The organism is Rhizobium mongolense USDA 1844, from assembly GCF_000419765.1.
In the GTDB taxonomy this organism is placed as follows: domain Bacteria; phylum Pseudomonadota; class Alphaproteobacteria; order Rhizobiales; family Rhizobiaceae; genus Rhizobium; species Rhizobium mongolense.
In genome coordinates this window covers 50,488-72,138 of the sequence record NZ_ATTQ01000001.1, presented here as the reverse complement: position 1 = coordinate 72,138, position 21,651 = coordinate 50,488, and the positions used below count along the sequence as shown (strand labels likewise).

Below are 21,651 nucleotides of genomic sequence, written 5' to 3'. Positions count from 1 at the left end.
CATGAGCGCACCACAGATCCTGCTGGCCGAAGAAAGCGCCAACGCGCGCTCGGCCTATGCCAACATCGCCGCGATCGAGCAGAAGCTAGGGCCAGTTGAACTCATCTGGGGTATCGGCGCTGTTCGAAAGGCCCTGCTGATTACCGTGCTTGCGCTCCTGTGGCAGGTCTACGCCACTTATCTGGACAATCCGCTTCTATTTCCGACCCTCACCGACACGCTGGTGACGCTCGTTGATCGCTTCGCGGATGGCACGCTGCCGGCGCGCATCTGGACCACCTTGAAGATCCTTTTGATGGGATATGCGGCGGGAACGATCCTGGCGGCCATCCTGACCGTGCTGGCGATCAACACGCGCATCGGCACGGACTTCCTCGAGACGATGACCGCCATGTTCAACCCGCTTCCGGCCATTTCACTTCTGCCGCTGGCGCTCATCTGGTTCGGCCTGGGTGCCTCAAGCCTCGTCTTCGTGCTCGTGCATTCCGTGCTCTGGGCCGTGGCGCTGAACACCCATTCCGGCTTTCTCGGCGTCTCCCGCACTCTGCGCATGGTCGGGGCCAATTACGGCCTGTCCGGCTTCTCCTACGTCGTTCGCATTCTCATCCCGGCTGCGTTTCCCTCGATCCTTACCGGTCTTAAGATTGGCTGGGCCTTCGCCTGGCGCACACTGATTGCCGCCGAACTCGTCTTCGGCGTCTCGTCCGGGCAGGGCGGCCTTGGCTGGTTCATCTTCGAAAACCGCAACCTTCTCGATATCCCGGCCGTTTTTGCCGGACTGCTGACCGTCATCGTCATCGGTCTGGTGGTCGAAAATCTGGTTTTCCAGACGATTGAACGCCACACTATCCAGAAATGGGGCATGAAGGAATGAAGACTGTTTCCTTGTTTGTATTCGCCTCCGTTCATCAGCCTTCTCGGACAATGCCATGAAAAAACGCAAAACTTACGAGCAGCTGCGCTCCGCCCGCTGGATGGTCCCCGATGATCAACGATCCTTCGGTCACAGATCGCGCACCATGCAGATGGGCTATGACCCCGCCGACTGGGAGGGCCGCCCGATCATCGCCATTCTCAACACCTGGTCGGATGCGCAGCCCTGCCACATGCACTTCAAGGACAGAGTGGAATGGGTCAAGCGCGGCGTGCTGCAGGCGGGAGGCTTCCCGATGGAGCTTCCAGCGCTGTCACTGTCTGAAAATTTCGTCAAGCCAACGACCATGCTCTACCGCAATATGCTGGCGATGGAGAGCGAGGAATTGCTGCGCTCCCATCCCATCGACGGCGCGGTTCTCATGGGCGGTTGCGACAAGACCACTCCGGGCCTGGTGATGGGCGCGCTCAGCATGGGTCTTCCCTTTATCTACCTGCCTGCCGGACCGATGCTGCGCGGCAACTGGGCGGGCAGGCATCTGGGTTCCGGTACCGACGGATTCAAGTTCTGGGACGAACGCCGCGCCGGCACGATTACCAAGGAAGAATGGCAAGGGATCGAAGGGGGCATTGCCCGTTCCTATGGCCACTGCATGACCATGGGAACTGCATCGACAATGACGGCGATCGCCGAGGCTATGGGACTGACACTTCCCGGCGCTTCCTCCATCCCCGCTGCCGATGCAGGTCATCAGCGCATGTCCACGCAATGCGGCCGGCGCATTGTCGATATGGTCTGGGAGGACCTGACGCCCGACATGATCGTTACGGCGGCAGCGGTGGAGAATGCCGTGACCGTGGCGATGGCGACCGGCTGTTCCACGAATGCCATTATTCATTTGATTGCCATGGCGCGCCGCGCCGGGATCCCGCTGGAACTGGATGATCTCGACCGCATCGGACGCGAAACGCCCGTTATTGCCAATATCCGGCCATCGGGTGCGACGTACCTCATGGAGGATTTCTACTACGCCGGTGGTCTCCGGGCGCTGATGAAGCAACTGGGCGACAAGCTCAATTCATCGGCGATCACCATCACCGGCAAGCCGCTTACCGAGGGCCTAGACTTGGTAAAGGTCTGGAACGACGACGTCATCCGGCCGCTGTCGAACCCGGTTTATCACGAGGGATCGCTTGCCGTCCTCAAGGGCAATCTCAGTCCCGACGGCGCGGTGATCAAGCCCGCCGCCTGCGACCCGAAATTCCACCGGCATAAAGGTCCGGCTCTCGTGGCTGAGAGCTACGCCGAGCTGAAAACGATCATCGACGATCCCGACTATCCGATGACGCCGGAGACCGTTCTCGTCTTGCGCAACGCCGGCCCCCAGGGCGGACCGGGAATGCCTGAGTGGGGAATGATTCCCATGCCCAAGGCGCTGTTGAAGCTCGGCCTGCGGGACATGGTACGACTGTCGGATGCGCGCATGTCCGGCACTTCGTTCGGCGCCTGCGTGCTGCATGTGGCGCCGGAAGCCTATGTCGGTGGCCCGCTGGCGCTTTTGAAGACTGGCGACGTCGTCGAGCTCGATATCCCCAACCGCAGCTTGAACATGCTCGTGCCGGACGAAGAACTCGCGCTTCGCCGACAGTCCTGGAAGCCGCCGGCTCCACGCTACGGCCGCGGCTATGGCTTCCTATTCTCCAAGCATATCGAACAGGCCGACAAGGGCTGCGATTTCGACTTCCTGAAGACGGAATTCGGCCCTCAGGTCGATGAACCAGCGATCAACTGATCTTTCCAGCCGGAGATGATAATGACGGACTACGCTCTTTCCGACGAAACCCGCGCAAAATTGATGAAGGCGTCGACCGCCTCCGTTGCCACTGCGCTCTACAAGCGCGGCCTGCGCAACCAGTTCATCCAGAATGTCCACCCGGTCGCCTGGAAGGGCAAAAACATGGTCGGACAGGCCTTCACCCTTCGCTACATTCCGGCGCGCGAGGATCGCAATCCCATCACTGTGTTCCGCAACGCGGACCACCCGCAGCGTGTCGCGGTCGAAACCTGCCCGCCTGGTTGGGTGCTTGTCATGGACAGCAGGAAAGATGCGCGGGCCGCATCGGCAGGCTCTATCCTCGTTACAAGGCTTGCGATGCGCGGTTGCGCCGGCGTCGTATCTGACGGAGGGTTTCGCGACGCCGAAGGCATCGGCAGGTTGGATATGCCTGCTTACCATCAGCGCCCGTCGGCGCCGACCAATCTAACCCTCCACGAAGCGCTCGACATCAACGTGCCGATTTGCTGCGGTGACGCCCCCGTTTTCCCCGGGGACGTGCTCGTCGGCGATGGTGACGGCGTCATGATCATTCCAGCGCATTTGGCCGATGAGATCGCCGAGGAATGCGTCGGCATGGAAAGCTTCGAGGATTTTGTTCTCGAACAGGTCCAAGACGGCGCTGCCGTGATCGGCCTTTATCCGCCAACGACGGACAAAGCGCAAAACGACTATGCTCAATGGCGTAAAAGAACCGGGCGCTGAGCCCGAGTAAGCCGCATTCCCCGAACCCGAAAGCTCAGTTGAGGTCAGGAGATCCGGAAACGAGCTCGCGGCCATCATTCCGACGCAGGCTCCGGCCGTTGGGGAATAGCCGCGAGCTATTGCCAAACGCCCTGGCCGCTTTCGAGCCAGAACGGGACGAAGCTGGACGCTCCGCCGTTCCAAAAAGGCCGACCGCTTCGATCGTTCCTAGACGCGGAGGGAGCAGGGGTCCGGTTCACGCCGTCGTGTCGCGCATCGGCCGAAATTAATCGTCGTCGGCAGCGAGGAGGTCGGCCGCCTCGCTGCCTTTGACCGCCGGGATTGGCGCTGATCGCCATCCGAATTGCGTAAATCGCATAGAATACGTATTATAGGTAATTCGGTACGGAGACTTGGCAATGAAGCAATTCACCTTCTCAGACATGAACCGCGCTTCGGGTGAAATCCTTGAAGCGGCTTTGATCGAACCCGTCACCTTGACAAAGCGCGGCAAGGACAAGCTCGTCATTCTGACCGCGGAACAATACCGCAAGCTCATCGGTCGTTCCCATATCGTTGCATACGACCTGATGGATGCTCCCGAAGACATCCACCGTGAACTTATGACCGGTCTTGAGGATATTATCGAGGGCGATAATGCTTGAACCTGGGCAGATCGTCCGCTTTTTCTACCTGTGGAGACGCCAGGCGACCGCAGGTGAAGAGTCCGGCCGCAAGGCAAGGCCCGTTTGCGTTGTCGTTCGCACCGCGGCGGTGCCGGGAGCTGTATTTATGTTTCCCGTCACATCGCAACTGCCCGACACGGAGCGGCTATCTCTTGCGATCAGCCAAATGGAATGCCGTCGCGCAGGGCTGGATTTCCCGTGCTGGATCATTCTCGACGAGTACAACAGGGTTGAACTCGACATGGCAACTTCGAGTCAACGACGCCTCTGGGCAGTTTCAGTCCTGCCTTCCTCAAGAAAATCGCGCTGACCGTCAAAAATGCGGCTGCAGCCCGAAGGCTCGCTGGTATCAGGCGTACCTGATGCCCGACGCCCGCCTCAGAGGGCCCATGGCCGTCCTCCACTTCATTGCAGCCCTGCGGACGCGCCGATCGTCCCCGGTTTTATCGACAGCCATCGTGAGGCCGCGATGGGCGCGACCCCGGCAACATCGACCAACGGCTGTGTCGGCACCATCAAGACCCTCACCCTCACCCTCAACGTCAAAGCGAATATCGTCCGTGTCGAATGCACCTTTGAAGACGCTCCCGACTTCCGGATGCTGGCCGGCAATGTCGGGTTCGGTGCCGGCTGGCAGAAACAGGCCCGCGAAACCGAACGCGATCACATTCAGTCAAGCTCGACGATCCGAGCGCCCAACTCCGATCTACGCCACTCTGACCGAGGTTCAAGGCCAGGAAGGCCTGCAGCTCATCTGGATGCGCCGCTGACGGAAAGGAGGAGCCCCGTTTGGAAGCGGGCAGGCGCTGAGCATGGTCCTTTCGCCGCCCTCGTTTCATCTGCGTGCGGGGTTGCGATGGTGGTACAAAGGGGCAACGGCGATGCCGTGCCCGCTTCCCCAGGTGGCTAGACTTCGGATTCAGATCTGCTTGCCAAGTTTGGCATCTACAGACTGCGAATTCGATCCCCGAACCGCGAAGAACAAGAAAATGGCAGTCCAGAGGATCGATTTCTCGGCGCCACCAAAGCCTTCGCCTCGCACCACGCCATGGAAATAGACAGTGACGAGGAGTACAATCATTGCAGCGAAAGCGGCTGGCCGCGTGAACAGCCCGATTGCGATCAAAATGCCCCCGAAGAATTCGGTTGCCGCCAGCAACGGCGACCAGAATAAACCGGGATAGAAGCCGAGACCTTCCACCATGCCGACAGCTCCGAAGGGATTCAGGATCTTGCCGTAGCCATGGGTCACCAGCAGTCCGCCGGCGATGACACGCAGAGCCGTTTCAGCGATGGTGTTAAATGGCATGTAAATTCTCTGAAGTGCCGGCACCATCGGGCGGGGTCGGCTATCGGCAAAATCTGTCATGGGTGACCTTTCCGTTCATTGCGATGCAACACATCTGCCGTGAACCGATTCAAGAGCCAAGTCCGACAAGGTAAAATATGATCGTTTGAGTTAACAATGACGTGATTTTGACGTCACAATAGCGAATGCGGGGCTGCGGAGCGGGCAGACGCTGCATATGCCGTGTTGCGAGCTTCGTCCTTGACCACTGGGTCCCGCCCGAAGAGTTTCGGAAACAGATAGCCCGCCACCGATGAAAGTGGCGGGCCTTTGAAGGCTCTTACTCAAGCTCCAGGAAACAGATTTTAGATCTCGGGGCATCCGCGCACGTTGGCAAATACGATGCGTGCGGGACCACGGCGCGTAAAGCCTTGGACCACGACGCTGCGTGGCGAGACACGAACGATACGAGCTCGACGGAGACCTGCATCGCGCGCACTGTCAAGTGCATCGTCCGGGTCGCATGCCCGCCGAGCCGGCCTGTAGCGGCGATCGTAATACCGGTCCCGATCGCGGTCGCGATCGTAAATGCCAACTCCACCTGGACCTACCCGCACTTCCAGTTCCTGCGCGCCTGCAAAGGAATGGCTGATCGTAACGCAACTGAGTGCGGCAAGACCGATCATAGCCGATTTAAAAATATAGCGCATAAGTGCCTCTCTCCAGTTCTTCTAAGGGAATCTTTGCTCCGCCCTGCGGCAAAAGACCCGGCTCCTCGTCAAGCCGGGCCTCTCCCAGTCCGCCTGCATCTCAGCGCGGTGCCGCCGTCTAGGCCCTCTACTTGTCATCGTCAAGAGAGGAGCAAAAGCCTCGGTGACATGTAGCAACGCTGCCCGCACCCAACCGATCCTTCTGACATGAGGAAATCCACTGACACCGATGATTGACCTGCGATTCACAGCATGCGTGTCGAGCGTTGGAGATAAATCTGATCGCAGCTGACCGAACTGCGCGGCGCATCAGAGCGTTTCTCGAGGAAAGTCGAACTCAGCATGTCGAACCGTCGAGAGCACCAGACGCGCGAAGGCGCCTTCAAAGAGAAGATCGGGGAAACCACCTCATTCCCCTACGACCGACTGACGGTCGAGCGTTTTCGCGCGGCTTTTCCCCAAGCGCGGTGGAGCGATGACCTCAAGGCATGGTTCGTTCCCGGGAAAACTGCCGGTCGCCGGATCGCCCGCTGGCGGGCGCGTGAGGCAACGCAGGTCGAAGCCTATGCCGACGAGAAGGGACGCGACGCCTTCCAGTTCGATCCGATCGAAAGTCCTTATCTGGAGGTCGGGGAGGCGGGCCTAAGGGTCCGGACGCCGTTTTCCCGGACTGTCGTCAATGAGTTGCGCGACGTTCCCTGGGCCCATTGGGACAGCGATCTTAGGGTCTGGCATGTGCCCTTCCGGTCGTTCGACAACCTAAGGCGGCGATGGCCGACGATCGAGGCGGCGGCTCGGCGGAACGAGCCCGAAGAACGAAAGCGCAGGGCTGAAGAGCGAAAGGGAACCGAGGACGACAAGCGCGCCCGGCTTCGCTCGGCCGAGAGGAAGCGTCGGCGCTATCCGCTGGCGCGCAACGACCTGCCTCCGTTGCACCGGCCGGTGGCGACCGAACAGTACGGTGTCATCGTCTTCACTGAGATCACCGGCGAACTCGTCGAGCCAGATACCGTTGCGGATTTCTATCCGGGTGCGACGGAAGACCACGTCTGGGGACTGTGGCGAACGCCGACGCTTGACGAACTGATCAGCACATGGCCCGCCAATCCCGTTTCAGAAAACCGGAGGCGAGAATGGTGGCTCCCGAGCATCGATGAGTTGAGGCCTGCTCGCCGGCTGGCGCGCTCCCGGGAACGGCGCAGACGAAAGTAATTGAGTGCATTCATATACATCGGCATAAGGGGCGCCTTAAGTTCGAGTTTGATGCGCGACGCGAAGGTCTGCCTGTGTCACCCATCACGAGAGAACCAGGTGTGTGCTCACAGACCTATTGGACAGGATGACACGATGACCATCGAACAACGGCTTGCAACCTACGGATCGCTCGCCCCTGGCCGGGTGAACCATGGCCAGCTCGCCGGCCTTGAAGGAACCTGGCGCAAGGGGACGGTTCGAGGGACTCTCGTGGATGCCGGATGGGGAGCTGCCCTTGGTTTTCCAGGCTTGCTGCTCGATGAAGGTGGTGCGGCAGTGGACGTGCTTTTATTCGAGTCGCTGGATCTCCCGGATCACTGGGAACGGCTCGACGCGTTCGAAGGGCCGGGGTATCGCCGTGAACGGGCGAAGATTAGTACGCCGGACGGGCAACTAGATGCCTTTATTTACGTGCTCGCGCCCTAGGCGCATTGGCTGGTGCGAGAGTGCGCCTCTCATGCACTGCAGCTTCGAGTGCCGTCTAAGCCCTTTTCTCCAGCAGTCGGTTCGCATTGGCGTGGCGACGCTGATGAACGATTGTGTTCATGAGCGGCTTCCCATCTTCGTTTCCTAAACTACGGGCGTCTCATTCAGGGCCTCTAGCCACGTTCTGGCATGGACGGCGATCCAGTGTAGGAATGATACACATGGATAGTCAGGCCTGAATAGTCATGCTATCGAAACCCGGTTGGGGAACGGATCCATACGATCCAAAGGGCGGAAGAATGAGACTGAAGCTCGTTGCAGTCGCGGTTGCGGCGCTAGCGCCAGTTGTCGCGATGCTCGTTTATAACGAAGTAGAGACACGCCTTCAGCGCAACGAGGAAATCAGGGGCAACGCTGCGCAGGCCGCGCGGCTGGCGGCTTCCGAAGTCGAACGGATCATCGAAGGGCTGCATGGCCTTCTTGTCGCCGTTGCCTCAATGCCCGCGATCCAGGATCTCGACGCGGCGGCTTGCGATCGGGCCCTTCGGTCGGTCGCCTCGAGCGTGTCCAATATTCGCACGATTTTTGTGACCGACTTGGCGGGCCATCCTGTCTGCGGCAGCGTCGAGCCGCCGAGTGGCGTCCGGTTCGCGGATCGGGACTACTTCAGGCAAGCCCTGGCGTCAGGCCGGTTTGTGGTCGGCACCTACACCGACAGCCGGATGTCGAAGGGTGCAGTCCTTCCAGTAGCGATGCCGCTGATGAAGGAGGGGGTCGCCCAACGTGTGCTGGTGACGGGCCTGCGCTTGGAATGGCTGCAGGACAGGATCGCCGAACGCGGCGTAGAGGGTGGCAACGCCATAACGATCGCGGACAGCAAGGGGACGATACTGGCACGCGTGCCATATCCCGAGCGCTTTGTCGGAACCGCCATACCTGCTGCCTTTCAACACCTGATCTATGCGGATTTTCCAGGTATCATCGAGGTTGCAGGACAGGACGGAATCAAACGGATCCTTGGATATCGCCCGATCAAGCATCCAAACAATCCGCTCTACATCGGCGCCAGCATCTCGAAGGAGGAGGCATTCGCACCGATCAACCGAGCGACGGAAGTCAACGCGCTGTCCATCATCGGCGGCGCACTGCTCGCCTTTCTGGCCGCCGTTCTCATAGGCAACCGGTTTATCGTGAGACCGATCCACCACATCGCTCGCGTGATGGGAGACTGGCGCGCCGGCAGGACCGACGTGCGCACGGGAATGAATCCGGCGAAAGATGAACTTGGTGCTGTGGGTGCCACACTGGACAGTCTCCTTGACGAACTGGACACCCGGCACCGGCAAGCGAAGGAGGCAGAGGACGAAAGAGACCTGCTGTCGCGGGAGATGGCCCATAGAGTCAAGAACGGCTACGCTTTGGTGCAGGCGATCGCCCGACAGAGTTTTGCGAAGAGCGATCCTTCGCGTTATGCCGTGTTCTCCGAAAGGCTAACGGCACTGGCAGGAGCCTACGACCTCATTCTCACAAGAGAGGCCCATTCGGCGGATATGTCCGAGACGATCCGAAAGTCGCTGCGCCCCCACCATGAGGTCGATTCCAGCCGAATGGAAGTAATAGGTCCACAGGTTTCTCTACCGGCGGAACTCACGCTGGCCCTGTCGCTTGTCGTGCACGAGCTCGGGACGAACGCGATGAAATACGGCGCACTCAGCACCGACGAGGGCCGGATTGTCGTTAACTGGACCCTCAAGGACCGGCGGGTTCTGCTGACCTGGCAGGAATCAGGGGGGCCCGAGGTCACTCGGCCCAACGCCAGAGGGTTCGGCTCGGTGCTGATCGAAAAGGCCTTCCCGGCAAAATATCAGGCAAAAAGCCTTTTCACATATGGGACCAGCGGCCTGATATTTGAACTGGCATTTTTTCTGCCGGAAGATCCGACGGATGATCATCCGGCGACGTCTTTCCAGGTCGCCCGCGCACAAAGCGAGGATGGCGCAATCGAAAATCCGCGCAAAGCGGGCCACAGTTGAGAAAGGCGGCTGCTCGACGAACCGTCAAAGGCACTGAACCCCGTCCGCATACAGGCTGTTTGCAGGCTCGCCTGAAGTCCAGGTCATTCGCTCCGAATAAGGAGCACCTTCTTCCGTTGAAGAAAATTCCGCCCGACCTAGCATTTAGTCTCAGGAATGGGAGATCAATCATGCTGCAAAGACTGGTGCGGGAACCCGATTTTGCCGTGCTCTCGCGAGCTGTCGGTGAATGGTACCACTATTATCAGGTCGCTCCTGATGAGAAGACAACGGATTTCCTATGTGCTTCTGCCCTTGCATTCTTTCATGACGGTTATCGTACTTCCGACGACATCGCGACACTGCTCATCGGCACCCACATAGGAGAGGTGGCAACACGCGTGAACGCGCGGTCTTCGTCGGCGGTTCACTAGCGCCTCGTCGGCTGCTGCCTCGGCACCGAAATGACGTGAGTGGGAATTGTCGAGTTCTGTCGTAGCTAGCGGATCTCGATCAAGGTGCTCTGCCCGATATCTACGTCGCGGGTTCATTGCGGCTGATCCGGCAATGCGGGCGCTTGCCAGTCGGGCGTATTTTAGCATCTTCGAAAGATTTCATTTGCTTTGCCTCCGGTGGCAGCGCATGGTTCCCGCCTCCAGCAGTCATCATCACGGGCGCTGCTGTTTGAGGGCCGCCATGCCCTTGCCCCGACCGAAAGGAGGACCTTATGTCTTCCGAATTTTCTACGAAATATCTGACGAGCCAAGACCTCGGCATGCTGCAGCAGGTGCTGAGTGATGCTGGCTATACAGACGATATTCTTATCGACCCGCCTCGACCTTTCAATGCAGCAGCCAAGCTGATGATCCGCCTCTTTCAACAGGGAATGACGGATCCCACCGACCTCGCCAATGAACTTGATCGGCAATTCGGGAAGTCTCGGAAAATGGAGAGGGCTTTTGCAGGTTCACCGCTTCATCGCTTCGCGATCCAAGGTCTTCCGACGGAGCTCCGTTCTATTGTTCATTAACGCCCTGCTCAAAGGCGAGGCTCGATCATGCGGCGGCAGAACTGGCGAACGCTTTGAAAGACGAGGAAGTAGACGATGTTTGAAGGCAGCAGAAGGGAACTGGACGACTGGCAAGCTGAAAACATGGGCGCGTTAGCGCCAAAAACTGGAAAGTTGCTGGGTGACAATCCGTATGATCCCCAAACGGAACCGGTTCGCTACCGGCTTTGGAGAGAGGCGTACTTTAAGGCCCAGAATGAGATCGACGGCTTTAAGCAGGACCCCGCATTGCTCCGAGGCCTGCGCTCGTGAAATCCAACTTTGATGATGCCGGTGCTGATCGCCAGCGCGATCTTTGCGCCAATCACTGGCACAAGGAAGCTGCGAAGGACCGTTGAGCCGCACCGGAGACATTCCGTCGTTCGACCGAGGAAAATCAATGTCGCTTAAAATGCGCCCGAACATGCCGCCGTTCGTCACCAATGAGAACGGCCATATCCCAATGACCGACATTGCGTCGAACTGGCTCGTGATCGTGACGCGCGAGGCTTTGGAACGAGTAGCGTCGCCGCCCGACGCGTCGCTGGAGCGCCTGCTGGCATATGCCGACACCTTCGGCGAGGTCGCCACATATAAATTGGAGCATGGCCGCGCCGGCGAAGAGGAAACCATCTGGGTTCAAAGCGCGGATGTCGTCGAATGGCGAAGCACACAATCTATGTAAGATCTCTCGACTGTGCGGGCCGCAACCACGCCTTCGCCCGCCTTTCGATGCGCGATACGCTCGTATCGTTCATCGGAAGGTCGCGAGCGCTGGACCAGATTCGAGCGGCTATGTGAGGAAGACCGCTCAAACCTAAAAGAAGACGGCAACCGGATTTCAGGCTGCCTTAACGGGAACACTCGCCGCCCTGTAAGCGATCAAGTCTTCGATGGTGATCAGATGGAGGCCATGTCGTTCAGAAAACCGTTCGAGTTCGGGAAGGCGTGCCATCGTGCCATCGTCGTTGGCCACCTCGCAAATCACGCCGGACGGGGACAGACCGGCAAGCTTGGCGAGATCAACCGCTGCTTCGGTGTGGCCAGGGCGGGAAAGAACGCCGTTCGGGTGGGCTCGAAGCGGAAAGATATGACCTGGCCGGGCAAAATCCTCGGGGCGAGAGCCTGTTCTGACGAGTGCTTGAACGGTGGCAGCCCTGTCGGCGGCCGATATCCCAGTCGTCGTTTCGGGAATGTAGTCTACGGAGACGGTGAAGGCAGTCTTCAGCACCTCGGTGTTGCGTGGAACCATCAATGGAATATCGAGCTCGTCGAGCCTGTCGCCTTCCATCGCAACGCAGATAAGGCCACGGGCATGGTTCATCATGAACGCGATCGCTTGCGGAGTGACGGCCTGCGACGCGATCACGAGATCGCCTTCGTTTTCCCGGTCACGGTCATCGACAACGACGACGATCTCGCCCCGCGCAATAGCGGCGACCGCATCGTCGATTTTGGAAATTGCCATTTTCTTGCCTTTCAAGGGTTAGCCGTTGTGAGCGGCGTGCATGGCCTGTCAAAGCCACCATTTTCCCTTGGGCGAACAAGCATAGGAAACGCCGCGCTTGAGGCGGCGTCCGCTGCATTGCTCTCTTCCATCCGGACTGTAACCGTCGGCTCCGGCATCTCACCGGATCTGCTGACCCTCCGCTTCCACGAAGGCGCTCGCGGGCTCCGAGTTGCCTCGATACCGCCGGTGGGGAATTGCACCCCGCCCTGAGAACGCATGTAACATAGAGGATCGATGCCGTATTCTGCAAGAGGCTGCCGGCTGCCGGCCCATCGAGAATCTGTTTTTCGCGGTGAACGCACCGTTCCTCATTGTCGAATGAAGCTACGACATGATCAGACCGCCATCGACGTTGATCGTCTGGCCGGTGATGTAGGCAGCATCGTCGCTGGCAAGGAAGGTGACGAGACCGGCGACATCCTCGCCAGATCCTGCCCGCTTCATGGGAATCCCTTCGACCCATTCTTTCATGAGTTCTCCGGGGCCGTAGTTGCCGAGGAGTTTGCCCCAGGCCTGATCGTTATAGGCCCACATGTCCGTTTCGATGATACCGGGGCAGAAGGCATTCACGGTGATTTTTTCGGTCGCGACTTCCTTGGCAAGGCTCTGGGTGATCCCGACGACGCCCATTTTTGAAGCGGCGTAGTGTGGTGTGTAGATGAACCCGTCGCGCGCTTGGCCGGAGGCGGTGTTGATGATGCGGCCGCCGCGTCCCAGCCTGCGCATGCGCAGAATTGCTTCCTGCGCGCACAAGAAGACGCCCTTGGTGTTGACGGCCATGACCCTGTCCCACTCGCCTTCTGTCATGTCTTCGATGCGGGCGATGGTGATGACGCCGGCGTTCTGGATAGACACGTCGACAGTGCCGAAAGCTTTCTCCGCTGCGTCATAGAGAGCCTTCACGCTGGCTTTGTCGGTGACGTCTCCGACGAAGGAGATAGCATTGCCGGCATCGGTTTTGATTTGCTCGGCGACTGCATGGACCGACTCTTCGTTTGCTGAGACCACGAGATTGGCGCCTTCTTTCGCAAACCGCTTGGCGATCGCTGCGCCGATCCCGCGGCTGGCTCCCGTGATGACGACGGTCTTGTTTTCGAAGCGTTTCATTCTCTCTTCCTTTCACGTGCCAGGCGATATCGGTCGTCGGCCGCAGAGCGTTCCTGTTGCGTCATGCTGCCTTCAAGCGGCTGCAGAAATGATCTTGGCTTTGTGAGCCGCAGTGGCCGTCTGCAGCAGGCGCCCGGCGCCTTTCGTTGACGGTGTCGGGCGACGGTAATCGCGGTCGAACCCTTCGATCGCGCTTCGCGGGGATTTCGATCGGCGTGAAGGGCGAGCGGACGACGATGTCGCACGCCGCCTCGCTCGTAAGTCCCTTCAGCGCCTCGATCTCGGCCAGGGAGGAAGCGAGACCGTGTATTTTCCAGCTGCCGGCAATCAGCTTTGGCATGGCATCACCAGCAGCAGAAACCGCCGTCGACAAGCAGATCAACGCCTGTCACGAAACTTGCCGCATTCGACAGCAGGAACACGGCCGGACCCACCATCTCGTCGACCGTTGCCATGCGCTGCATCGGCGTCTGCTCTTCGAAGAGCTTGGTCTGATGGACCATCTCGGGACGCGTGTTCATCGGCGTCGCCGTGTATCCGGGCGAGATCGTGTTGACGCGGATGCCACGGCCGACCCATTCCATCGCCATGGACTTCGACATATGGATCACGCCGGCCTTGGAAGCGTTATAGTGCACCTGGCTCAGTCCCCGGTTGACGATCACGCCGGACATGGACGCGATATTGACGATGGACCCGCGTCCGTTCTTCAACATGGCGCGGGCCTGGGCCTGGCAAGAAAGGAAGACCCCTTTCAGGTTGATGTCCATCAACGTCTGGTACTGATCCTCTTCCATCTCTTCCGCCGGGTTGGCGTTGGCGATACCCGCGGCGTTGACGGCAAGCGTCAGTGCGCCGAGCTCCGCCTCGGTGCGTGCTACCGCCTCGCTGAGAGATGACTTGCGCGTGACGTCCGCTTCGATCTGGATGGAGCGGCGGCCGGCGGCCTGAATGTGTCTAGCCGTGTTGGCCAGTCCGTCGTCGGTTCGGCGGTCGAGCAGCGCGACGTCGGCGCCGCACTGTGCAAGACCCATGGCAATGCGCTGCCCAATTCCGCTGCCGGCTCCGGTCACGATGGCAACCTGGCCACTGAGATCGAAAAGCTTCGGGGCGTTCAGAGTGATGTCGGACACCGCTCTTCCTTTCTCTGTCTATTTAGATTGTAGCGAGCTCCATGACCGAGACGTCGTTTGCCTCGTCACGATTGAGAATGCCTGCCTGCTTGCCCTGGGCAAGCACGAGAATGCGATTTGAGACGCCGAGAACTTCCTCGAGGTCCGAGCTCACGACGATGACCGCTACGCCCTGTTTTGCAAGATTGACGATGATCTCGTAGATGCCCGCTCGGGCGCCGACGTCGATGCCTCTCGTGGGTTCGTCGAGGACCACGACCTTGGGATTGCGCATGAGCCATTTCGCGATGACGACCTTCTGCTGGTTGCCGCCGGACAGGTCCGAAGCATGTTGCTCTGCGCGACCCTTTACGCCGAACTTGGCAACCGCCTTCTCCGCGAACGAGCGCTTGACGCGCGGTGTGATCCAACGCCCACCCAACATGTCGAGATTGGCGTAGATAATGTTCTCGCCGATCCGGTGCTCGACCACCAGACCCTGATCCTTGCGATCTTCCGGAACCATTACGATGCCTTTGGCGATCGCGTCGGCAGGATCGCGGAGCCTGAGTTCTTCGCCTTCCAGCTTGATCGAGCCTGCACCGATCGGATCCGCTCCCGAAATGGCGCGCACAAGTTCCGTGCGGCCGGCGCCGACCAGTCCGGCAATTCCAAGGATTTCGCCTGCCTTCACGTCGAAGGTAACGTCGCGGAACGAATTGTCCGGAGAACTCAGGCCCGACACCTGAAGTACCGTATGGTCCGTCGGAACGGGCAGGGCCGGGAACAGACGGTCGAGCGAACGTCCAACCATGCTCTCGACAATCGTGCGCACGGGCGTCGCGCTGTCGGCGAATTCCTGCACGCGCTCCCCGTCGCGAAGCACGACGATCCGGTCGGTAATCTGCCTGATCTCCTCCATGCGGTGGGAGATATAGATGATGCCAACGCCTTCGGACCGAAGTTTTCGGACCTGTTCGAAAAGAGCTTCCGTCTCGGCGCCACCGAGTGCTGCGGTCGGCTCGTCCAGGATCAGGAGCTTGGCATTCAGAGCCAGCGCTTTCGCGATTTCGATGAGCTGCTGATTTGCGGTCGAAAGGCCGGCGACTCTGCGCGTTGCTGGTATATGAAGGTTCAGGCGAGCGAGCTGCTCGGTTGCGCGGCGAACCATCTGGGCGCGGTCGACGACGCCGTTCTTCATGGGCCAGCGTCCGATGAAGACGTTTTCTGCAATGGAAAGCTGCGGAAGGAGTTGCAGCTCCTGGTGGATCAGGACGACACCCTTGTCGATCGCCTCCCTTGGGGTGGCCGGGGCATAAGGCTGTCCCAGCCATGTCATTGATCCTTCGGATGGCGTGCGTGACCCGGCGATGATGCCGGAGAGCGTTGACTTGCCCGCTCCGTTCTCACCCAGAAGTGCAACAACTTCGCCCGGATAGACGTCAAGGCTGACATTCCTCAGAACCTGGAGCGGTCCATATCGCTTGGATATGCCCCTCAGGGAAAGAACCGGATCGGTCACGGCACACCTCCTCAAGACCTCGACTTTGTTACGGGTGGCTAGCGATGAAACCTGCGACGTTTTCCTTGGTCGTCAGCGTGGCATCCAGGAGCTGTACCGGCGGCACCTTCTCACCGGCGACGAGCTTGGCGGCGTTTGTGACCGCGTCGCGTCCCATCTTCTGCGTTTGCTGCGTTGCAGTCACGTCGAAGACACCCTTGCTGAGCGCTTCGAGGGCTGCTGTGTCACCGTCGAAGCCGCCCACCACGATCTTCTGGGAGGGATTGGCCACCTTGATTGCCTGCGCGGCGCCAAGTGCGAGTGCGTCGGCTTGGGCAAATACGATCGAGACGTCGGGATTTGCCTGGAGCATGTTCTGCATGATTTGGAATCCTTCGTCCTGGCTCCAGATGTTCGAGTACTGCTCGGCAACAACCTTCACGTCCGGATTGGCCTTGAGGGATTCAGCGCATCCCTTGGAGCGGTCGACCTCGGGCGTCGTGCCCTTCTGGCCATGGATGATCACCATTTTGCCCTTGCCGCCGGCTTGCTTCAGAATGTAGTCGCAGACGGCCTTGGCGGACGCGACGGAATCCGTTGCAAGGAAAGTGTCGCCGGGTGCTCCGTCGGCGTTTCGGTCAACGTTCACCACCGGCACGCCGGCATTCTTGGCAAGCTTGACCGGAACGGTCGCTGCGGCCGCACCCGCCGGAATGTAGATCAGTGCGTCGATGTTCTGGGTCAGAAGGTCCTGGATCTGGTTGACCTGCGTCGGTCCGTCGCCCTTCGCGTCGACCGTGACGACTTCGATGCCATGCTTCTTGGCTTCGTCCTCGACGGACTGCTTGATCTGATTGAAGAAATTTGCCTGAAGGTTGGCAACGGCCAGGCCGAGCTTCTTCAGCTCCGCCGCATGTACGGGCCCGAGCGTGAGACCAAGTAGTGCGGCAGACGCGAGCATGGTGCGCGCAATTTTCATTTTAATTCCTCCGTTGTTTGATGGAACCCTCGGGTAATTCCTCCCCCTCGGGGTATTGATCCGCCCCAACCCTTGGGCACGGAATTCGTGGAGCGGGCCAACTCGGCGGCCGGCTCGTCAGGCGCGACGCCGACGAATTGTCTCCGCGCCGACCGCAAGCACGATGACGATGCCGATGATCACCTGCTGAAGGAACGGCGAGACATTGAGAAGATTGAGACCGTTACGAAGGACGCCGATGATGAGGACACCGATGAGCGTCCCCCCGATTCCGCCGGCGCCGCCAGAGAGGGAAGTCCCGCCGATGACGACCGCAGCGATGGTGTCCAATTCATAGCCAAAGCCACTGGACGGCTGGACCGAGTCCAGGCGGGCCGCGAGCACGATGCCTGCTAGTCCTGCAAGGACTGCGCTGATCACATAGACGCCGATCGTCACGAGCTGGACGTTGATGCCCGCCAGGCGGGCGACCTCCGGATTTCCGCCTACGGCGTAGAGCATTCGACCTTCGGAACGAAAGTGCAGGAACAGCCAAGCGGCAAAGACGACGGCAAGCATCAGAAAGACGGTGGCCGTCAGCACACCGAAATGGCGATCGATTGCGAGCATCATGAACCAGTCAGGGAATCCCACGATCTGCTGACCGTCCGTGATCATGTTTGCAACGCCGCGAGCCGCGGACATCATGGCCAGAGTGGCGATGAACGCCGGAACCCTGAACTGCGTCACCAGCAGGCCCACGATCAGCCCCGAAACGGCGGATGCGATCAGACCGAAAGCGATTCCGACGGGAAGCGGAAGGCCGGCGATGTTGGCGGTCCAGCCCATGACCATCATCGCAAGGGCAAGAACCGAACCGACCGACAGATCGATGCCGCCGATGAGGATGACGAATGTCATTCCAACCGCCATGATGCCAAGAACGGTGATCTGATCGAGGATATTGAGGCCGTTTCGAACCGAGAGAAACGCGTCTGTGCTGAAGCTCAGAAAGACGCAAAGCGCGAGCAGCCCCACGAGCGGGCCGGTGGCCCCCTTAACCTTGCTCAGCCAGGTGCCGGATGAAAGCCTCTGTTCATTGATGTCGAGCGCCACCATCGTTCCTCCCTGGGTCTAGCTGGTAGCCAATATTCGTGCAGGTCAGAATAATTATTCACACCCGTCGGAAAATTCATTAACAAGTTGGTTTGCGGCTGTCAACAGCATTTGTCCGTCGCCATTGGTGTGAGATGTTCGCGTAAGGGGCTTGACTAAACGGCATCATGTGCAAAAATATTGACAACTGAATATTTATGCATACGAGGAATCCATGGATACCACAGAACTTGAGCGCCTCGCTCGCGAGATCCGATTGCGCGATCTTCGGGCAGTTTTTGAAGCAGGTGCCGGCCACATCGGCGGCGAGATGTCGGTCATCGACATCCTCACGGCCCTTTACTTCCGCGTTCTGAAAGTCTGGCCGGACCAGCCGAAGCATCCCGATCGAGACAGGTTCGTCCTTTCCAAGGGGCATACGGCGTGCGCGCTGTACGTAACCCTGGCAAAGCGCGGGTTCATTCCCGAAGAGGAGATTTCCACCTTTCTGCAGCCGCACTCGAGACTGAATGGACATCCCAACTGCAACAAGGTTCCAGGCGTCGAAACGAATACTGGTCCGCTCGGCCATGGTCTGCCGGTTTCGGTGGGCATGGCGAAGGCCGCCAAGCTCTCCGGCGCGACGTATCATACGTACGTTGTCACCGGCGACGGGGAGATGCAGGAGGGTTCCAACTGGGAGGCAATCATGGCAGCCGCCCAATTCAAGCTGGATAACCTGACGTTGATCATCGACCACAACAGGTTCCAGCAGGGTGCGGCACTTGCCGACACCAACGACATCGCTCCACTTCGTCCGAAACTGGAAGCATTCGGCTGGGAGGTGACCGAGATTGACGGTAACAATATGCACGAGATCGTTCCTGCGCTCGAATATCGAGGCGACCGCCCGCATTGCATTGTCGCGCACACGAACAAGGGACAAGGAATCTCGTTCATGCAGGATCGTGTCGACTGGCATCACAAGGTTCCCAATAAGGAACAATACGAAATCGCAGTGGCAGAACTGTCGGAGGCACTGTAATGAACGCCCCAGTAAACGCACCCAAGCTTTACGACTGCCGCGATGCGTTCGCAGCGACGCTCGAACGCCTGGCGACCGAGAACGAGAAAGTTGTAGCGGTCTGCAATGACTCGGTAGGCTCGTCGAAGCTTGGCGGCTTCAGATCGAAATTTCCCGAGCGCCTGGTCAATGTCGGCATCGCGGAACAGAACATGGTCGGCGTTGGAGCAGGCCTCGCCAACGGCGGGCACCTACCATACGTCTGCGGCGCCTCTCCGTTCCTGACCGGAAGATCGCTTGAACAGATCAAGGCGGACATCTCTTACTCGAACGCGAATGTTAAGCTCGTGGGCATCTCCTCTGGAATGGCGTATGGCGAGCTCGGTCCAACCCATCATTCGATCGAGGATTTCGCCTGGACGCGAGTCCTGCCGAACCTTCCTGTAATCGCGCCCTGCGACCGCATCGAGACCGCCGCGGCCGTCGAGTGGGCGGCGACCTACCACGGGCCATGTTTCCTCCGGCTTTCGCGCGTGGGCGTGCCCGACCTTCTTGCGGAAGGTCACAAGTTCGAGCTTGGCAAGGCAAATCTTCTGCGCGAAGGTTCCGACGTCACGCTCATTGCGAACGGCACATTGACTCACCGTATGCTGAAAGCTGCCGAAATCCTCACGGAACGTGGCATTCAGGCCAGGGTCCTCAACCTCGCGACGGTTCGCCCCATCGACGAGGATGCCATCATTGCCGCTGCCACGGAAACCGGAGCGATTGTGACGGCAGAAGAGCATTCGATCTTCGGCGGGCTGGGCTCTGCAGTCGCCGAGGTGGTGGTCGACCATGCGCCCGTTCCGATGAAGCGCCTGGGCGTTCCGGGCGTCTATGCTCCGACCGGTTCGGCTGAGTTCCTCCTCGATGAATTCGGCATGGCCCCGTCGGCAATCGCGGATGCCGCCCAAGTGCTTATCAAGCGCAAATAAGCCGGTCGCACGCGATCGAGCCGGGACGCTCAGCCGCCCCGGTCTTTCAATTTGTGGAGGATACGATGCTCGCTATTCTGGCGATCGATCAGGGCACGACCAATTCAAAGGCAGTTCTGGTTTCCGAAAAGGGAGAAGTCCTCGGCAGAGGCTCGGCGGCTGTGGGGATTTCCTATCCGAAGCCCGGCTGGGTCGAACAAGAACCGAACCGTCTCTACGCGTCTGTTTGCGAGGCGATCGAAGTCTGCCTGAAAGCGGTCCCGGACGTGACCATTGCGGCTGTGGCAATTTCCAATCAGCGCGAGTCGGTCACGGTTTGGGATGCTGATACGGGAGAAGCCCTGGGACCGGTCCTTAGTTGGCAATGCAGGCGCACGGCACCTGATTGCGAGCGTCTCCTCGTCGAAGGACATCTGGATCGCGTGAAGGCGCTCACGGGCCTACCCCTCGACCCAATGTTCCCAGGTTCGAAATTCCGATGGCTGCTTGATCGTGTGTCGAACGGCCGACCAGTGCGGTTGGGAACGATCGACAGTTGGCTCGTACACTGCATGACCGGCGCACGCCGGCATGTGTGCGATGCCTCGAACGCCGCCAGGAGCCAATTGTTCGACCTTGAGGAGCAGACGTGGAGTAAGGAGCTCGGCGAAATTTTCGGTGTCGATACCGCACTCCTCCCGGAGGTGCTCGACAGTTCCGCCGATTTCGGGACAACAAAGGGGCTGCAGGGCGTACCGGACGGCACCCCTATCAGGGCCGCGATCGGGGACAGCCATGCAGCCCTGTTCGGCCATGGGGCGTTTAAACCTGGTGATGGAAAGATAACCTTTGGAACCGGGTCTTCGGTGATGACGACCCTTCCGCGGTTCATCGCCCCACGCAACGGTGTGACGACCACTGTCGCCTGGCGCATCGACGGAACGCCGACTTTCGCTTTCGAAGGTAACATCCTCGTTTCTGCTGCGAGCCTTCCATGGATGGCCGGCATTCTCGGCCTTCCGGACGTCGCTACGCTGATCGACCTCGCGGCGACCGCCGAAGCAGGCGGACCGGGATTCGTGCCAGCCTTCGTAGGACTGGGCGCACCGTACTGGAACTCTGACGCTCGCGCCCTTTTCTCTCAGATCAATTTCAGTACGACGCGTGCGCAGATGGCACGTTCGGTGACCGATTCGATCGCGTTTCAGGTCCACGACGTGATCGCGGCCATGCGAGCACAGAGTGGCGGCGAACTCGGCGCCCTTTATGTCGACGGCGGGCCAAGCCAAAACCGCTTCCTGATGCAGTGCGTGTCGAACCTTATCGAGCACACCGTCATCCAATGCGAGGCCCCAGAGGCGTCGGCCCTTGGCGCCGCATATCTGGCAGGACTGTCGCTTGGTCTGTGGCGCGATCTTGAAGTCATCGCGGCAATACCCAGAAGCACGCAGATCATCGCCCCGGAACCTGTGGACCGGGCAGCGCTCCTGAATACCTGGAATGATGCTCTCGCCCGCTCGACGTCGCGCCAAACAATGGCTAAAGGTGAATAAAAATTCCCACCGGGATCAG

Annotated in this window: 23 protein-coding genes, 1 pseudogene and 1 riboswitch; of the genes and pseudogenes, 15 read left to right on the top strand and 9 right to left on the bottom strand. The window is 59.6% G+C overall.

Annotated features, from left to right (window positions below; all coding sequences use genetic code 11):
* Position 1: 1 nt before the first annotated feature.
* The 5 genes and pseudogenes from A3C3_RS0100435 to A3C3_RS41010 all read left to right on the top strand — a co-directional run bounded on the left by A3C3_RS0100435 (position 2) and on the right by A3C3_RS41010 (position 4,848).
* Positions 2–874, top strand: a complete 873-nt coding sequence (locus A3C3_RS0100435; RefSeq protein ID WP_022712651.1) for an ABC transporter permease — start codon at positions 2–4, stop codon at positions 872–874.
* Between the two features lie 55 nt (positions 875–929).
* On the top strand, positions 930–2,666 hold the full coding sequence (araD, locus tag A3C3_RS0100430; RefSeq protein ID WP_022712650.1) for an L-arabinonate dehydratase: 1,737 nt from the start codon (positions 930–932) through the stop codon (positions 2,664–2,666).
* A 21-nt stretch (positions 2,667–2,687) separates the two neighbouring features.
* Positions 2,688–3,413: a ribonuclease activity regulator RraA gene (locus tag A3C3_RS0100425; RefSeq protein WP_022712649.1), complete on the top strand. Its 726-nt coding sequence runs from the start codon at positions 2,688–2,690 to the stop codon at positions 3,411–3,413.
* A gap of 398 nt (positions 3,414–3,811) precedes the next feature.
* Positions 3,812–4,057: a type II toxin-antitoxin system prevent-host-death family antitoxin gene (locus A3C3_RS0100420; protein ID WP_022712648.1), complete on the top strand. Its 246-nt coding sequence runs from the start codon at positions 3,812–3,814 to the stop codon at positions 4,055–4,057.
* Between the two features lie 490 nt (positions 4,058–4,547).
* Positions 4,548–4,848 (top strand): annotated as a pseudogene (locus tag A3C3_RS41010) (DUF736 domain-containing protein).
* A 149-nt stretch (positions 4,849–4,997) separates the two neighbouring features.
* On the opposite strand, the gene A3C3_RS0100405 reads toward A3C3_RS41010, so the two are convergent.
* Both A3C3_RS0100405 and A3C3_RS0100400 read right to left on the bottom strand, forming a co-directional pair.
* A complete protein-coding gene (locus A3C3_RS0100405) occupies positions 4,998–5,447 on the bottom strand; it encodes a DoxX family protein (protein WP_022712647.1) in 450 nt (149 codons plus the stop codon).
* A 284-nt stretch (positions 5,448–5,731) separates the two neighbouring features.
* Complete coding sequence (locus tag A3C3_RS0100400) at positions 5,732–6,076, bottom strand: hypothetical protein (RefSeq protein WP_022712646.1); 345 nt, start codon at positions 6,074–6,076, stop codon at positions 5,732–5,734.
* 342 nt (positions 6,077–6,418) lie between these two features.
* On the opposite strand from A3C3_RS0100400, the gene A3C3_RS37370 reads away from it, so the two are divergent.
* From A3C3_RS37370 to A3C3_RS37360, 7 genes are all read left to right on the top strand, one after another.
* Positions 6,419–7,288, top strand: coding sequence for a hypothetical protein (locus A3C3_RS37370; protein WP_022712645.1), 870 nt, complete (start codon positions 6,419–6,421; stop codon positions 7,286–7,288).
* Positions 7,289–7,423: 135 nt separating this feature from the next.
* The gene (locus A3C3_RS0100390; protein WP_022712644.1) at positions 7,424–7,756 is read left to right on the top strand and encodes a gamma-glutamylcyclotransferase family protein; all 333 of its coding nucleotides are present in this window, start codon (positions 7,424–7,426) and stop codon (positions 7,754–7,756) included.
* 299 nt (positions 7,757–8,055) lie between these two features.
* Positions 8,056–9,789, top strand: coding sequence for a sensor histidine kinase (locus A3C3_RS37365; protein ID WP_022712643.1), 1,734 nt, complete (start codon positions 8,056–8,058; stop codon positions 9,787–9,789).
* Between the two features lie 170 nt (positions 9,790–9,959).
* Complete coding sequence (locus tag A3C3_RS0100380; protein ID WP_022712642.1) at positions 9,960–10,202, top strand: hypothetical protein; 243 nt, start codon at positions 9,960–9,962, stop codon at positions 10,200–10,202.
* A 293-nt stretch (positions 10,203–10,495) separates the two neighbouring features.
* The gene (locus tag A3C3_RS0100375) at positions 10,496–10,798 is read left to right on the top strand and encodes a hypothetical protein (RefSeq protein WP_022712641.1); all 303 of its coding nucleotides are present in this window, start codon (positions 10,496–10,498) and stop codon (positions 10,796–10,798) included.
* Between the two features lie 75 nt (positions 10,799–10,873).
* Positions 10,874–11,089 carry a hypothetical protein gene (locus A3C3_RS0100370; RefSeq protein ID WP_022712640.1) on the top strand — a complete coding sequence of 72 codons (216 nt, stop codon included), beginning with the start codon at positions 10,874–10,876 and terminating at the stop codon, positions 11,087–11,089.
* 127 nt (positions 11,090–11,216) lie between these two features.
* Positions 11,217–11,501: a hypothetical protein gene (locus tag A3C3_RS37360; protein ID WP_022712638.1), complete on the top strand. Its 285-nt coding sequence runs from the start codon at positions 11,217–11,219 to the stop codon at positions 11,499–11,501.
* 156 nt (positions 11,502–11,657) lie between these two features.
* On the opposite strand, the gene ribB is transcribed toward A3C3_RS37360, so the two are convergent.
* The 7 genes from ribB to A3C3_RS0100330 all read right to left on the bottom strand — a co-directional run bounded on the left by ribB (position 11,658) and on the right by A3C3_RS0100330 (position 18,123).
* Positions 11,658–12,284, bottom strand: coding sequence for a 3,4-dihydroxy-2-butanone-4-phosphate synthase (gene ribB / locus A3C3_RS37355; protein ID WP_022712637.1), 627 nt, complete (start codon positions 12,282–12,284; stop codon positions 11,658–11,660).
* A gap of 115 nt (positions 12,285–12,399) precedes the next feature.
* Positions 12,400–12,544, bottom strand: a riboswitch (FMN riboswitch).
* Positions 12,545–12,650: 106 nt separating this feature from the next.
* Positions 12,651–13,433 carry a glucose 1-dehydrogenase gene (locus A3C3_RS0100355; protein ID WP_022712636.1) on the bottom strand — a complete coding sequence of 261 codons (783 nt, stop codon included), beginning with the start codon at positions 13,431–13,433 and terminating at the stop codon, positions 12,651–12,653.
* 61 nt (positions 13,434–13,494) lie between these two features.
* Entirely contained in the window at positions 13,495–13,773 is a 279-nt protein-coding gene (locus A3C3_RS46515; protein ID WP_022712635.1) for a hypothetical protein, read from the bottom strand.
* Positions 13,774–13,777: 4 nt separating this feature from the next.
* Entirely contained in the window at positions 13,778–14,566 is a 789-nt protein-coding gene (locus A3C3_RS0100345) for an SDR family oxidoreductase (protein ID WP_022712634.1), read from the bottom strand.
* 22 nt (positions 14,567–14,588) lie between these two features.
* Positions 14,589–16,067 carry a sugar ABC transporter ATP-binding protein gene (locus A3C3_RS0100340; RefSeq protein ID WP_028739261.1) on the bottom strand — a complete coding sequence of 493 codons (1,479 nt, stop codon included), beginning with the start codon at positions 16,065–16,067 and terminating at the stop codon, positions 14,589–14,591.
* 28 nt (positions 16,068–16,095) lie between these two features.
* Positions 16,096–17,025: a sugar ABC transporter substrate-binding protein gene (locus A3C3_RS0100335; RefSeq protein ID WP_022712632.1), complete on the bottom strand. Its 930-nt coding sequence runs from the start codon at positions 17,023–17,025 to the stop codon at positions 16,096–16,098.
* Positions 17,026–17,142: 117 nt separating this feature from the next.
* Positions 17,143–18,123, bottom strand: a complete 981-nt coding sequence (locus A3C3_RS0100330) for an ABC transporter permease (protein WP_022712631.1) — start codon at positions 18,121–18,123, stop codon at positions 17,143–17,145.
* A gap of 211 nt (positions 18,124–18,334) precedes the next feature.
* Between A3C3_RS0100330 and A3C3_RS0100325 the strand changes: the two genes are divergently transcribed.
* From A3C3_RS0100325 to A3C3_RS0100315, 3 genes are all read left to right on the top strand, one after another.
* Positions 18,335–19,144, top strand: coding sequence for a transketolase (locus tag A3C3_RS0100325; RefSeq protein WP_022712630.1), 810 nt, complete (start codon positions 18,335–18,337; stop codon positions 19,142–19,144).
* A complete protein-coding gene (locus tag A3C3_RS0100320; RefSeq protein WP_022712629.1) occupies positions 19,144–20,100 on the top strand; it encodes a transketolase family protein in 957 nt (318 codons plus the stop codon). The genes A3C3_RS0100325 and A3C3_RS0100320 overlap by 1 nt, the downstream gene beginning before the upstream one ends.
* 65 nt (positions 20,101–20,165) lie before the next feature.
* Positions 20,166–21,632 (top strand): FGGY-family carbohydrate kinase, encoded by a 1,467-nt coding sequence (locus A3C3_RS0100315; protein ID WP_022712628.1) that lies wholly within the window; start codon positions 20,166–20,168, stop codon positions 21,630–21,632.
* Positions 21,633–21,651 lie beyond the last annotated feature (19 nt).